This window comes from Serratia sp. SSNIH1 (assembly GCF_002935055.1).
Lineage (GTDB): Bacteria > Pseudomonadota > Gammaproteobacteria > Enterobacterales > Enterobacteriaceae > Serratia > Serratia nevei.
The window spans coordinates 1225712-1240152 of record NZ_CP026383.1 but is presented as its reverse complement, the minus strand read 5'-3'; the positions used below and the strand labels follow the sequence as shown (position 1 = coordinate 1240152).

Below are 14441 nucleotides of genomic sequence, written 5' to 3'. Positions count from 1 at the left end.
CAAAAAACAGGGGCTCAGCAAGCTGAACCCCTGGGTATTATCGGTTAACCGCAGCCGGCATTACTGCAGGCGGCCGTGGCACTGCTTGTATTTCTTACCGGAGCCGCATGGGCACGGATCGTTGCGGCCCACTTTACGCTCGGCGGTCGCTGGCGCGTTCGGATCTTCGGTCACCAGCGCGTTCTCGTCGTGGTGGCTCAGCTGTTGGTGCTGCGCCAGGCGCTCGGCCTCTTCACGGCGCTGCTGTTCCAGCGCTTCCACCTCTTCCGGCATCCGCACCTGAACCTTGCTCAGCACGCTGATCACTTCATATTTCAGCGATTCCAGCATGGTGGCGAACATGTTGAAGGATTCACGCTTGTACTCCTGCTTAGGATCCTTCTGCGCATAGCCGCGCAGGTGAATACCCTGACGCAGGTAGTCCATCGCCGCCAGGTGCTCTTTCCACAGGGAATCCAGAGTCTGCAGCATCACGCCCTTCTCGAAGTTGCGCATCATTTCGCTGCCGACCACTTCTTCCTTACGCTGGTACTGCTCTTTGGCGTTCTCCAGAATGCGTTCGCGCAGCGTCTCTTCGTGCAGCTCCGGCTCTTTGTCCAGCCATTGTGCGATCGGCATCTCCAGATCGAAGTCGTTCTTCAGGCGCTCTTCCAACCCCTGAATGTCCCACTCTTCTTCCAGCGACTGCGGCGTGATGTAGTTGTCGATGGTGCTCTTGAACACGTCCTCGCGGATGCTGGCGATGGTTTCGCTCACGTCGGACACGTCCAGCAATTCGTTACGCTGGCTGTAGATGGCGCGGCGCTGATCGTTAGCGACGTCGTCGTATTCCAGCAGCTGCTTACGGATGTCGAAGTTGCGGCTCTCCACTTTGCGCTGGGCGTTGGCGATCGCCTTGGTCACCCACGGGTGCTCAATTGCTTCACCTTCCTTCATGCCCAGTTTACGCATCATGCCGGACACGCGATCCGAAGCGAAGATACGCATCAGGGCATCTTCCATCGACAGGTAGAAGCGGGATGAACCGGCATCGCCCTGACGACCGGAACGGCCGCGCAGCTGGTTATCGATACGGCGCGATTCGTGGCGCTCGGTGCCGATGATATGCAGGCCGCCCGCCGCCAGCACCGCGTCGTGGCGCACTTTCCAGGCCGCTTTGATGGCTTCGATCTGCTCTTCGGTCGGCTCTTCCAACAGCGCCACTTCGGCCTGCCAGCTGCCACCCAGCACGATATCGGTACCACGGCCCGCCATGTTGGTGGCGATGGTTACCGCACCGCTCTGGCCGGCCTGGGCAACGATATCCGCTTCCATGGCGTGGAATTTGGCGTTCAGCACCTTGTGCTCGATGCCCGCTTTGGTCAGCTCATGGGAAACCACTTCGGATTTCTCGATTGAGATGGTACCCACCAGCACCGGCTGGCCTTTGGCGGTACGCTCGCGGATGTCTTCGATGATGGCGCCGATCTTCTCTTTCTCGGTCATGTACACCAGATCCGGCATGTCCTTACGGATCATCGGACGGTTGGTTGGCACCACGATGGTGTCCAGCTTGTAGATCGAGCTGAATTCGAAGGCTTCGGTATCGGCGGTACCGGTCATCCCGGCCAGCTTCTCGTACAGACGGAAGTAGTTCTGGAAGGTGATCGAAGCCAGCGTCTGGTTCTCGTTCTGGATCTCCACGCCTTCTTTGGCTTCCACCGCTTGGTGCAGACCGTCGGACCAACGGCGGCCCTGCATGGTACGGCCGGTGTGTTCGTCGACGATGATCACTTCGCCGTCTTTCACGATGTAGTCAACGTCGCGGGTAAACAGCACGTGGGCGCGCAGCGCGGCGGTAACGTGGTGCATCAGCATGATGTTGGTCGGCGAGTACAGCGATTCGCCTTCATCCATGATGCCGGCTTCCACCAGCATCTCTTCGATCAGGATCAAGCCGCGTTCGGTCAGGTGGACCTGACGCGCCTTCTCATCCACCGAGAAATGCCCTTCACCCTTGAAGGTGTCGGAGTCTTCTTTTTCCTGGCGGATCAATTTAGGGATCAGCTTGTTGACCTTGATGTACATCTCGGAGCTGTCTTCGGCCGGGCCGGAGATGATCAGCGGCGTACGCGCTTCATCGATCAGGATGGAGTCCACCTCATCCACCAACGCATAGTGCAGTTTGCGCTGCACGCGCTCTTCCGGGCTGAACGCCATGTTGTCGCGCAGGTAGTCGAAACCGTATTCGTTGTTGGTGCCGTAGGTGATGTCAGCGGCGTAAGCTTCACGCTTGGCCGGCGCCGGCATGCCCGGCAGGTTGATGCCGATGCTCAGGCCGAGGAACTCGAACAGCGGACGGTTGTTTTCGGCGTCACGCTGCGCCAGATAGTCGTTGACGGTCACGACGTGCACGCCGCGGCCGCTCAGGGCGTTCAGATAGGCCGGCAGCGTCGCGGTCAGGGTCTTACCTTCACCGGTACGCATTTCGGCGATGCAGCGGTCGTTCAGCACCATGCCGCCCAGCAGCTGCACATCGAAGTGACGCATGCCGAACACGCGCTTGCTCGCTTCACGCACCACGGCGAAGGCTTCCGGGATCAGACTTTCCAGCGACTCGCCTTTCTCCAGGCGCGCGCGGAACTCGTTGGTTTTCGCTTTCAGCTCGTCATCGGACAATTTTTCCATGTCCGGTTCCATGCGGTTGATCTGCTCAACCACTTTGCGCATGCGGCGCAGGGTACGATCGTTACGGCTGCCAAAAACTTTGGTTAATAATTTCACTAACATGATGTTTGATATCTCTGTCATGACGGCCGAATACGGCAGTCAACTTGCTATTATTTATGGTTTTTGTGCCCTGAGGGCGGAGTCAGACGAGCGCGGCAGGCCCGGCGCGAATGCCCTGTACCTGCGCCACCCACAGACCGGTCTGGTGCCGTGCCAGCGTTGGCAGCACCTCAAGGTGGGTATGGCGAATGATGGTCGGCGGCTTCGGCTCGTGCGTCAGCAGCGCGTTGAGGGTAGAAAGCAGCGCCAGTTGCGCTACCTGCAAAGGCGGTTCGGCTTCGGCTTCGCTCTCCTGCACCCGCGCATAAACCGCCTGCGGCGCCAGCGCGAAAGAGAGGTGACGAATGACGGTGCGCAGCGCATGTTGCTGCCAGTAATCTACGCTGAAGGTAGGGCGACGGTGCGCGTCCTGCAGCAGGGCCAGGCTGTTGAAGGTGCCGTTGGCCGAATTTTGCCGGTTAAGGCTGGACGATGTGCTCGGCAGTGCGGCCTGATCGGGGGCGCCGGGCAAATTGGAAGACGCGCCAAGCGTGGCCGCAACCATCCCTAACAGGAGATGGGGCCAGAAATAACGTCTGCCAAATTGTCGCCAACGATTTAGAATACCGATCACGAGTTTATAATCCGCCGGAGCCCATTATGCGCGATAGCCGTCCACAATTATTAGATGTCCTGTTCGACGACGCGTCTGCCGGCAGCAAAGGGCCGCTGCATAACGTCCAGCAACGCGCGGTGGCGCTGCTCAAGCTTAACCGTGCAGTGAAGGGCCTGTTGCCCGCTCCCCTGCATCCCTGGTGCCGCGTCGCGAATTTCCGACAGGGTATTTTAGTGCTCGAAACGGCAAATGCCAGTTGGATGATGCGCTTGCGCTACGAACAACCCGCTTTGCTGTCTGCACTACGAGCGCAAATTCTACCATCATTGTCGTCGATCGACATCAGGATTAATCCGGCCTTGATGGCGAAAGGCAACAACCAGGTGCAAAACGCCGAAAAAGCGCCGGAAAAACCCGTACCGATGCGGCATTTGAGTCTGGAAAGTGCGGAAGAGCTGAGGGGGTTGGCGAGCCGTAGCCCGGAGAAGCTGCGCAAGATATTGGAACGGCTGGCTGCATTGGCCGGAGAGGGTACCAACACAACCAGTCGTGATAAGTAATCAGCGACACAGCTGCAAAACATCAAGCGGCATCACGAGCCTGAATGCTCAGGCTCTCAGGGGATGCGCCTGCCGTTATTCGCAGGCGAGGAATGCAGACCTTACGCCAATACGGTAGACGGTGCCTTGAATGCCAGCGGCATTTCGGCTTCGTCCTGGAAGGTCACGTATTCCCACGCTTCCTGCTTGGCCAGCACGGCCTGCAGCAGTTTGTTGTTCAGCGCGTGGCCAGACTTGTACGCGGTGAACGCGCCAATGATGTTGTGGCCGCACATGAACAGATCGCCGATGGCGTCCAGCATTTTGTGACGTACGAATTCGTCTTCGAAACGCAGGCCGTCTTCGTTCAGCACGCGGTAGTCGTCTACCACGATGGCGCAGTCGAAGCTACCGCCCAGGGCCAGGCCACGGGACTGCAGGTATTCGATGTCGCGCATAAACCCGAAGGTGCGCGCGCGGCTGATTTGACGCACGAACGACTCAGCCGAGAAATCAAGACGATAGCGCTGAGAGCTGGCGTCGATAGCCGGGTGGTTGAAGTCGATGGTGAAGTCCAGGCGGAACCCGTTATGCGGGGACAGCTCGGCCCACTTGTCGCCATCTTCAACGCGCACGGTCTCTTTCAGACGCAGGAATTTCTTCGCCGAGTTCAGCTCTTCGATGCCGGCATCCAGCAGCAAGAACACGAACGGACTGGCGCTGCCGTCCATGATTGGGATTTCAGCGGCGTCGACTTCGATGACGATGTTGTCGATGCCCAACCCAGCCAGAGCGGCGTTGAGGTGCTCAACGGTCGAAATACGCACGTCATGCTCATTCACCAGGCAAGTACAGAGCATGGTATCACGCACGGATTTTGCATCAGCCGGAAAATCAACCGGTGGATTCAAGTCAGTGCGACGATAGATGACCCCGGTATTAGCCGGCGCTGGGCGCATTGTCAGCGTGACTTTCTTGCCGGTATGCAAACCGACGCCAGTCGCCTGAACAATACGTTTTAATGTCCTTTGTTTGATCATCGTTTTATCTCGCAATGTTATCCATCCTACCAGCCAAGCATACAGCATGGCTGGCGGGACAGTTTAGCACAAAGAGCGGAGATTCCAAATTCTCAGGATATTCTTAGTCTGCCTGTTTACGCAGGAAGGCTGGAATATCAAGATAATCGGGCTCTTTATTCGGCTGCGCAGCTTGGTCGTTGACCACCTTGGCGGCAGGTTTCACTTCCTGCGGCAGAGGCGACATGCCGTGCTGCTGATAACGGTGGTCCATCACCGGCTGGCTGGCCTGCTTATTGGTCACCAGGGTGATTTCAGGACGTTTGTCCATACCGATACCGGTTGCAACCACGGTTACGCGCAGTTCGTCGTTCATTTCCGGATCCAGCGAGGTACCGATAACCACGGTGGCGTTGTCGGACGCGAACGCACGGATGGTGTTACCCACGGTTTCGAACTCATCCAGACGCAGGTCGAAGCCGGCGGTGATGTTGACCAGCACGCCGCGCGCGCCGGACAGGTCGATGTCTTCCAGCAGTGGGCTGGAGATCGCCATTTCGGCCGCTTCTTCGGCACGGTCTTCACCGCAAGCCACGCCGGAACCCATCATCGCGTAGCCCATTTCGGACATCACGGTGCGCACGTCGGCGAAGTCGACGTTCATCAGGCCCGGACGGGTGATCAGCTCGGCGATACCCTGCACCGCGCCTTTCAGCACGTCGTTGGCCGCGCCGAACGCGTCCAGCAGAGAGATGCCGCGACCCAGAACTTTCAGCAACTTATCGTTCGGGATAGTGATCAGCGAGTCCACATGTTTGGACAGCTCAGCGATACCCTGCTCCGCGAATGCCATGCGCTTCTTGCCTTCGAAGTTGAAAGGCTTGGTCACCACGGCCACGGTCAGAATACCCAAATCTTTAGCCACTTCAGCCACCACTGGCGCCGCACCGGTACCGGTGCCGCCGCCCATGCCGGCCGCGATGAAGACCATGTCTGCACCGTCCAGCGCTGCGCGCAGGGCTTCGCGGTCTTCTTCCGCTGAATTGCGACCCACTTCAGGGTTCGCGCCCGCACCCAGACCTTTGGTAATACCGCTACCGATCTGGATGGTTTGGCCAACCGCCGTTTTGCGGAGCGCCTGGGCGTCCGTGTTCACAGCGAAGAATTCAACACCTTCGATGCGCTCGCGCACCATGTGTTCAACGGCGTTGCCACCGCCGCCGCCGACGCCGATGACTTTAATCACCGCGTCATTGGTTAGTTCCATTGGTTCAAACATAGTTTCTCTCCGTTTTGTGCCTGTCGCTGCGAGATCATAAAAAGATTACTCAGCATGATCTCTTTGTTGAAACATTAAAACTCTTTTCTCAGCCAGCTATTGATGCGTTTAAACCAATTGCCCACCGAGGCGCGTTTTTCTACTTCCGTCTCACCGCTCAGGTGAGACTCTTTTCCATAGTGCAGCAGACCTACCGCCGTCGAGTAGTAAGGCTCCTGCGCATAATCCGTCAGACCCGTGATGTTCAAGGGTTGGCCGATGCGTACCTGAGTGTGGAACACCCGTTGCGCACAGGCTGCCAGGCCATCAATCTGGGCAGCGCCACCGGTCAGCACGATACCGGCTGCCAGATGATGCTTCACCCCTTGCTGACGCAGTTGCTCCTGCAATTGCAAAATTTCATCGTTAACCAGATTCAACAGTTCGGTGTAGCGTGGCTCAATGACTTCAGCCAGCGTCTGTCTTTGCAGACTGCGCGGAGGACGTCCCCCGACGCTAGGCACCTCTACATTCTCATCCTTGCTAACAATCGACCCAAGCGCACAGCCGTGTCGAACTTTAATCGCTTCCGCGTCGGTCGGCGGCGTGCCGAAGGCGTAGGCGATATCGCTGGTGACCACGTTCCCGGCGTAAGGGATCACTTTGGTGTGGCGCAGCGCACCGCCGGTGTACACCGCCATATCCATGGTGCCGCCGCCGATATCCACCACGCAAACGCCGAGTTCGCGTTCATCTTCGGTCAGCACCGCGTAGCTCGCGGCCAGACCGGCGAAAATAAGTTGGTCAACTTTCAGGCCGCAACGTTCCACGGCCTTGACGATGTTCTTCGCCATATCGTTATGGCAGGTAATCAGATGCACCTTGGCCTGCATGCGCACGCCGGACAGCCCAACCGGGTTTTTGATGCCTTCCTGATAATCGATGGCGTATTCCTGAGGAATCACGTGCAAAATGCGGTGTTCGTCGCGCACGCGCACCGATTTGGCGGTGTGCACCACGTTCTCCACGTCGTCCTGCGTCACTTCCTCTTCCGAGATCGGCACCATGCCGATTTCGTTCTGGCAGCTGATGTGTTTGCCCGACAGCGCCAGGTACACCGAGGAGATCTGGCAGTCCGCCATCAGCTCGGCCTGATCGATGGCGCGCTGTACGCACTTCACCACCGACTCCAGGTCGTTTACGCCACCCTTATCCATGCCGCGAGACGGGCAGCTGCCCACCCCGATAATGTTGACCATGCCATCGGGCAGAACTTCCCCTACCAACGCGGAGACTTTTGCAGTACCGATCTCCAGTCCAACTACCAGTTTTCTGTCCGTCGACTTGATCATTGTTGTTTTGCCTGTGCCTGATTCTGTTGCTGATTACTGTTTTGCTGACCGCCAAGCGCCTGCGGATCGACCAACACCGGAGCCCACCCTACCGAAGCGCCGGACTCGTAGCGCAGATCGACATAGCTGACACGCTTGCTCTCCGCCTGGCCCTGCTGCTGCAATACCGGGTAAAGCTCGATAAACCGCTGCAAACGCCCGTTGCGGTCATCGCGCCCCAGCTCAAGCCGGACATCGTTGTCCAGCGCCAGCTGCCAGGAATGGCGCGCGGTCATCGCCGCCATTTTCAGCGTATATTTGCTGGCCGCCAACGTGGCGCTCATCGCCCGATAGCCTTCCAGCACATCCTGCTCGCTCCCTTCCGGCCCGTAGAGCAGCGGCAACTTCTGTTTACCCGCCCGCTCCGCCGGCACGCTGAACGCTTTGCCTTCGGCGTCCACCATGTGCAAATCGTTCCAGCGCGCCACCGGGACGTACTCCACCAGATGGATCTTCAGCTCATCCGGCCATTGTTTGCGCACGCTGGCCTGCTTGATCCACGGCAGACGTTCGATCTGCTGCTGGATGACGTCCACATCCTGCGTCATAAAGGTGCCGGGCGCGCCCAGCGCCAGGATCGCCTGACGAATATCATCGTTGGTGGTGTAGTGGCGTTCGCCGGTCACCACCAGCCTTGAGAGCGGCAGGCGACTGGCGTCTTTCATCCAGCCAAGCACCGCCCAACCGCTCCACACGACCGTTCCCAACACCATCAGCAGGAAAATCATTCCCGCCAACTGGGTTCCATTGCTGCGGCGCGGGCCGTTATCCACCTCGCGATCGCGCGCATTCAGGGCAGCTTGCGACATATCAGTCGGCCAACTCCAAAATTCTCGCCACCAACTGCGAGAAGCTTAATCCAAACTGGCGCGCCGCCATCGGCACCAGGCTATGACTGGTCATGCCCGGAGAGGTGTTCACCTCAAGCAGATAGAAGCTGCCATCGCTGTCTTGCATCACGTCGACGCGGCCCCAGCCGCTGCAGTCCAGGCCGCGATAGGCACGCAGCGCCAACGCCGCCATCTCGGCTTCCTGCTCGGCGCTCAAACCGCTCGGGCAGAAGTACTGCGTGTCGTCCGAAATGTACTTGGCCTGGTAGTCGTAAAACACGCCGGCCGGCTGGATGCGGATCGACGGCAGCACCTGGTCGCCCAGCATCGCCACGGTATATTCCGGGCCGCTCAGCCACTTCTCCACCAATACGTCGTCGTCATGGCGGAAGGCCTCTTCCAACGCGGCTTCCAGCGCGCCGCTTTCGGTGACCTTGCTCATGCCGACGCTGGAGCCTTCACGGCTCGGCTTGACGATCAGCGGCAGGCCGAGCTCCGCCACGCGTGCCAGCAGCGCCGCTTTTTCGCCGCCGAGGTACAGCTGGCGATTCAGCGCCACGTAAGGCGCCACCGGCAAGCCCATCGACTGCCACACCATCTTGGTGCGCCATTTGTCCATGGTCAGCGCCGAGGCCATCACGCCGCTGCCGGTATAAGGCAGTTCGAGGAACTCCAGCAGCCCCTGCAGGGTGCCGTCCTCGCCGCCGCGGCCATGCAGCGCGATAAACACTTTGGTGAACCCCTGCTCTTTCAGCTGGGTCACCGGGAAATCGCGGGTATCGACGCCGTGCGCATCGATACCGGCTTCGCGCAATCCGGCCAGCACCGCGGCGCCGGATTGCAGGGAGACTTCACGTTCAGCGGAGGTGCCGCCCAGCAGAACTGCAACTTTATCAGCCATGGTGCACCTCCTCTTTCTTCGGCGGCTGCAGCTTCAGCTCAGCCAGTTTACGGGCGATTTTGCCCACGTTGCCGGCGCCTTGCACCAGCACCAGGTCTTCATCCTGCAGCAGCTGCGCCAGGGTTTCCGGCACGGTATCGGCATCGGAAACCAGGATCGGATCCAGCTTGCCGCGGCTGCGGATGGTGCGGCACAGCGAGCGGCTGTCCGCGCCCGGGATCGGCGCTTCGCCGGCGGCGTACACGTCGAGCATCAGCAGCACATCCACCTGCGACAGCACGTTGGCGAAATCGTCGTACAGATCGCGGGTGCGCGTATAACGGTGAGGCTGGAAGATCATCACCAAACGCTTGTCCGGCCAGCCGGCGCGCGCCGCTTTCAGCGTGGCGTCCACCTCGGTCGGATGGTGGCCGTAGTCGTCCACCAGCATCGCGCTGCCCGCTTTGCCGTTGACCGGCTCCAGCGGGAACTCGCCGAGGAAATCGAAGCGACGCCCGGTGCCCTGGAAGCCCGCCAGCGCGCGCAGGATATCTTCGTCGTCGATGCCTTCTTCGGTCGCCACCGCCACCGCCGCCGCCGCGTTCAACGCATTGTGGCGCCCCGGCGCGTTCAGCGTCACCGTCAGCAACGGTTTGTCCTGACGGCTCAGGGTAAAGTGCCCCTGCGGCCCAATCTGCCGGTAGTCTTCGATGCGCACGTCGGCATCTTCACTGAAGCCGTAGGTGGTGATATGGCGACCCACGCGCGGCAACAGCTCGCGCACTACCGGATCGTCGATGCACATCACCGCACGGCCGTAGAACGGCAGGTTGTGCAAGAAATTGATAAACGTCTGCTTCAGGTTCTCGAAGTCGCCCTGGTAGGTATCCATATGGTCGGCTTCGATGTTGGTGACCACGGCCACCATCGGCTGCAGATGCAGGAACGACGCATCGCTCTCATCCGCTTCCGCGATCAGATAACGGCTGGACCCCAGTCGTGCGTGGGTGCCCGCCGCCTTCACCAGCCCGCCGTTAACGAAGGTCGGGTCCAGGCGGGCTTCGGCGTAAATGCTCGAAACCATCGCCGTGGTGGTGGTTTTGCCGTGCGTGCCGGCGATAGCGATGCCGTGGCGAAAACGCATCAGCTCCGCCAGCATCTCTGCGCGGCGGATCACCGGGATACGCGCTTCACGGGCGGCGACGATCTCCGGGTTGTCGGCGGAGATGGCGGTAGAAACCACCACCACGCTCGCATCCAGCACGTTTTCCGGACGGTGATTGAAGTAAATCGTCGCCCCGAGCGCGCTCAACTGCTGGGTCACCGGATTCGGCGCCAGATCGGAGCCGCTGATCTGATACCCTTCGTTTGCCAACACTTCGGCGATACCACCCATGCCGGCGCCACCGATGCCGACAAAGTGAATGTGCCGGACGCGACGCATCTCGGGCACGATAGTACGTAGTTTCGCCAGTTGTTGTGTATTCATCACTCTCTCTAATCCGGATCCGGTACCCCGGCCCTACATCACATTGCTTTTATTCAGGTTCGGCGCACCGAACCCCTGCACTCGTTACTTGGCGAGCCGCACCAGCTCCGCCGCCACACGCTCGGTGGCATCCGGAATGGCGACCGCGCGCGCTTTCTCGGCCATGGCCAGCAGCGTCTTGCGATCCCAGCTCGCCAGCAGTTCGGCCACCACATCGGCGTTGAACTGCGGCTGTTCGATAATCTTCGCCGCACCGGCTTCTTCCAGCGGACGCGCGTTCCAGTACTGCTGACGGTCCTTGTGCATGAACGGCACGAAGATCGCCGGCAGCCCCGCCGCCGCGATTTCGCTGACGGTCAACGCGCCGGAGCGGCAGACCACCACGTCGGCCCAGGCGTAGGCGGCGGCCATGTCGTCGATGAACTCGGTCACCTTGTGCTGCGTCTGCCCTACCCTTTCGTAGTCGCGCAGCACCGTTTCCAGCGCGCCCTTGCCAACCTGATGCCAGAGCGTAATTCTATCGCCCAAACGCGCCGCGACTTCAGGAACTGTCTGATTCAGCACGCGCGCGCCCTGACTTCCGCCAATCACCAGCACGCGGATCGGGCCTTCGCGCCCCTGCAACCGCTCCGCCGGCAACGGCAGCGCCAACACGTCGGTACGTACCGGGTTGCCCACCACCTCGGCGTTCGGGAACGCGCCGGGGAAGGCCTGCATCACTTTGGCGGCGATGCGCGCCAGCCAGCGGTTGGTCAAGCCGGCGATGCCGTTTTGTTCGTGCAGCACCACCGGGATGCCACACTGCCAGGCCGCCAGGCCGCCGGGGCCGGACACGTACCCCCCCATCCCCAGCACCACGTCCGGCTGATAGCTGCGCATGATGGCTTTCGCCTGGCGCACCGCCTGCCAGATCCGCAGCGGCGCAGTCAGCTGGGCCTTCAGGCCTTTGCCGCGCAGGCCGGAGATGCGGATAAAATCAATCTCGATCCCGTGCTTCGGCACCAGATCGGCTTCCATTCGGTCTGCGGTTCCGAGCCAGCGCACCTGCCAGCCCTGCGCCATCAGATGATGCGCGACCGCCAGCCCCGGGAACACGTGCCCGCCGGTACCGCCTGCCATCACCATTAAACGCTTAGGTTTCCCGCTCATCCCTTACCTCTTCACAAACGCCTGAGCCTTCGTCAGGCGCGTTTCATAATCAATTCGCAGCAACAGCACGATGGCCGTCGACATAATCAGCAAGCTCGAACCGCCGTAACTGATCAGCGGCAGCGTCAGACCTTTGGTCGGCAGCATGCCCGCGGCGGCGCCGACGTTAACCAGCGCCTGGAAGCTGAACCACACGCCGATCGCGCAGGCCAGGAAGCCGGAAAAGCGTTGGTCGATCTCCAGCGCGCGGCGCCCGATGGACATCGCGCGAAAAGCGACGAAGAATACCATTAACAGGGCTAAAACCACACCGATATAGCCCAGTTCTTCACCCAAAATGGAGAAGATGAAGTCGGTGTGCGCTTCCGGCAAATACTCCAGTTTCTGCACCGAGTTGCCGAGCCCCTGCCCCCAGAACTCGCCGCGGCCGAACGCCATCAGCGACTGGGTCAGCTGGTAGCCGCTGCCGAACGGATCGGCCCACGGGTTCCAGAACGAGGTCACGCGGCGCATACGGTACGGTTCCGCGATGATCAGCAGCACCACGGCGAACACGCCGGAACCGATGATCGCCAGGAACTGCCACATTTTCGCGCCGGCCAGGAACAGCATCGCCAGCGTGGTGATGAACAGCACCACCACGGTACCGAGGTCCGGCTGCGCCAGCAGCAGCACCGCCAGCACCACCATCACGCCCATCGGCTTGCAGAAGCCCCAGAAGTTGCTGCGCACCTCTTCCACCTTGCGCACCAGATAGCTCGCCAGGTAGCAAAACAGCGACAGCTTGGACAGCTCTGCCGGCTGAATACGCAGCGGGCCGAGCGCGATCCAGCGCGAAGCCCCGTTCACCGAACTCCCCACCACCAGCACGATCAGCAGCATCACGATCGACATCAGCAACATCACGTTGCTGTAGCGCTGCCAAATCTCCATCGGGACGCGCAGCGTCACCAGCGACAGGCCGAACGCCAGGCCGAGGTACAGCGCGTCGCGTTTGGCGAACAGGAACGGATCGTCCGCCAGGCGCTGGCCGATCGGCATCGACGCCGAGGTCACCATCACGAAGCCGATGATCGCCAACCCGAAGGTCAGCCAAAGCAGGGTGCGATCGTAGAGCACCATGTTGACCGCATCGTTGTCGCGCGCGCCGGTCACCCAGTCTTTAAGCCGTTCTGTCAGCCCGAAGTTCGGCAAGCGTAGTTTCATCCGCCAAGCTCCTGCGCCAGGCGGGCGAACTCATCGCCGCGCACTTCAAAATTACGGAACTGATCGAGGCTGGCGCAGGCCGGCGACAGCAATACCATGTCGCCGGGCTGTACGCGGCCGGCGATGGTGCGCATCGCCTGCTCCATGGTCTCGGTCAGCGTCGCCACCTCCGGCCGCAGCTGTGCCAGCTGGGCGCCGTCGCGGCCAAAGCAATACAGACGCACATTATCGCCCTGCAGGTAGCGCGCCAGCGGCGAGAAATCGGCGGACTTGCCGTCGCCGCCCAGCAGCAGATGCAGCGTGCCGTCTACCTGCAGGCCGTTCAGCGCCGCTTCGGTGCTGCCGACGTTGGTGGCTTTGGAGTCGTTGATCCAACGCACGCCGTTGTTCTCCCAGGCCAGCTGGAAGCGGTGCGCCAGGCCGGTGAAGGTGGTCAGCGCCTTCAGGCTGGACGCGCGCGGGATATTGACCGCATCCGCCAACGCCAGCGCCGCCAGGGCGTTGGTGTAGTTGTGGCGGCCGGTCAGTTTCATCTCGCGCGTATTCAGCACTTTCTCACCGCGCACCCGCAGCCAGGTTTCCCCCTGCTGACGGTTCAGGTGATAGTCGCCCACGTCGGCGCCGAAGCTGACGCAGCGCTCGTCGGCGCCGCGCACCGGCATGGTCAGCGCATCGTCCGCGTTCACCACGCACGCGGCGGCGTTTTCATACACGCGCAGCTTGGCGCCGCGATACTGCTGCAGGCCGAACGGATAGCGATCCATATGATCTTCGGTCACGTTCAGGATGGTCGCCGCCGCCGCCCGCAGGCTATACGTCGTTTCCAGTTGGAAGCTGGACAGCTCCAGCACGTAAAGCTGGCATTCCTGACGCAGCAGGCTCAGCGCCGGCAGGCCGATATTGCCGCCCACGCCCACCGCCCAACCGGCGGCTTTCGCCATCTCGCCCACCAGGGTGGTGACGGTGCTTTTACCGTTGGAGCCGGTGATCGCCACGATCGGCGCCTGCGCTTCACGGCAGAACAGTTCGACGTCGCCGACGATTTCCACGCCGGCATCCGCCGCGGCGCTCAATGCCGGGGTCGCCAGCGCGACGCCCGGGCTGGCAACGATCAGATCCGCCGCCAGCAGCCAGTCCTGATTCAGATCGCCCAGATGGCGCTCCACGCTTTCAGGCAGTTTGTCCAAGCCTGGCGGCGCGATACGGGTATCCATCACGCGCGGCGTCACGCCGCGCGCCATAAAGAAATCGACGCAGGACAGGCCGGTGAGGCCCAACCCGATGATGACGACTTTTCTACCCTGATAGTCTGCCAT

General features: G+C 60.9%; 12 protein-coding genes. 1 reads left to right on the top strand and 11 read right to left on the bottom strand.

Annotation, left to right across the window (positions count from 1 at the left end; genetic code table 11):
* Positions 1–60: 60 nt before the first annotated feature.
* Positions 61–2769: a preprotein translocase subunit SecA gene (gene secA, locus C3F38_RS05855; protein ID WP_038873493.1), complete on the bottom strand. Its 2709-nt coding sequence runs from the start codon at positions 2767–2769 to the stop codon at positions 61–63.
* A gap of 82 nt (positions 2770–2851) precedes the next feature.
* Complete coding sequence (gene secM, locus C3F38_RS05850; RefSeq protein WP_047728949.1) at positions 2852–3382, bottom strand: secA translation cis-regulator SecM; 531 nt, start codon at positions 3380–3382, stop codon at positions 2852–2854.
* 26 nt (positions 3383–3408) lie between these two features.
* On the opposite strand from secM, the gene C3F38_RS05845 reads away from it, so the two are divergent.
* Positions 3409–3924, top strand: coding sequence for a DUF721 domain-containing protein (locus C3F38_RS05845; RefSeq protein ID WP_046898125.1), 516 nt, complete (start codon positions 3409–3411; stop codon positions 3922–3924).
* A gap of 101 nt (positions 3925–4025) precedes the next feature.
* Here C3F38_RS05845 and lpxC read toward each other — a convergent pair whose 3' ends face one another.
* The 9 genes from lpxC to murD all read right to left on the bottom strand — a co-directional run bounded on the left by lpxC (position 4026) and on the right by murD (position 14441).
* The gene (lpxC, locus tag C3F38_RS05840) at positions 4026–4943 is read right to left on the bottom strand and encodes a UDP-3-O-acyl-N-acetylglucosamine deacetylase (RefSeq protein ID WP_025159644.1); all 918 of its coding nucleotides are present in this window, start codon (positions 4941–4943) and stop codon (positions 4026–4028) included.
* Positions 4944–5046: 103 nt separating this feature from the next.
* Positions 5047–6201 (bottom strand): cell division protein FtsZ, encoded by a 1155-nt coding sequence (gene ftsZ, locus C3F38_RS05835; RefSeq protein ID WP_004932757.1) that lies wholly within the window; start codon positions 6199–6201, stop codon positions 5047–5049.
* 74 nt (positions 6202–6275) lie between these two features.
* On the bottom strand, positions 6276–7532 hold the full coding sequence (gene ftsA / locus C3F38_RS05830) for a cell division protein FtsA (protein WP_004932758.1): 1257 nt from the start codon (positions 7530–7532) through the stop codon (positions 6276–6278).
* Positions 7529–8380, bottom strand: a complete 852-nt coding sequence (gene ftsQ, locus C3F38_RS05825) for a cell division protein FtsQ (protein WP_004932761.1) — start codon at positions 8378–8380, stop codon at positions 7529–7531. The genes ftsA and ftsQ overlap by 4 nt, the downstream gene beginning before the upstream one ends.
* 1 nt (position 8381) lies before the next feature.
* Entirely contained in the window at positions 8382–9302 is a 921-nt protein-coding gene (locus C3F38_RS05820; RefSeq protein WP_038873486.1) for a D-alanine--D-alanine ligase, read from the bottom strand.
* Positions 9295–10770, bottom strand: coding sequence for a UDP-N-acetylmuramate--L-alanine ligase (gene murC / locus C3F38_RS05815; protein WP_038873483.1), 1476 nt, complete (start codon positions 10768–10770; stop codon positions 9295–9297). The genes C3F38_RS05820 and murC overlap by 8 nt, the downstream gene beginning before the upstream one ends.
* A gap of 84 nt (positions 10771–10854) precedes the next feature.
* Positions 10855–11919, bottom strand: coding sequence for an undecaprenyldiphospho-muramoylpentapeptide beta-N-acetylglucosaminyltransferase (gene murG / locus C3F38_RS05810; RefSeq protein ID WP_004932773.1), 1065 nt, complete (start codon positions 11917–11919; stop codon positions 10855–10857).
* 3 nt (positions 11920–11922) lie between these two features.
* Complete coding sequence (gene ftsW / locus C3F38_RS05805; protein WP_038873480.1) at positions 11923–13125, bottom strand: cell division protein FtsW; 1203 nt, start codon at positions 13123–13125, stop codon at positions 11923–11925.
* Complete coding sequence (murD, locus tag C3F38_RS05800; RefSeq protein WP_047728956.1) at positions 13122–14441, bottom strand: UDP-N-acetylmuramoyl-L-alanine--D-glutamate ligase; 1320 nt, start codon at positions 14439–14441, stop codon at positions 13122–13124. Before murD ends, ftsW begins: the two co-directional genes overlap by 4 nt.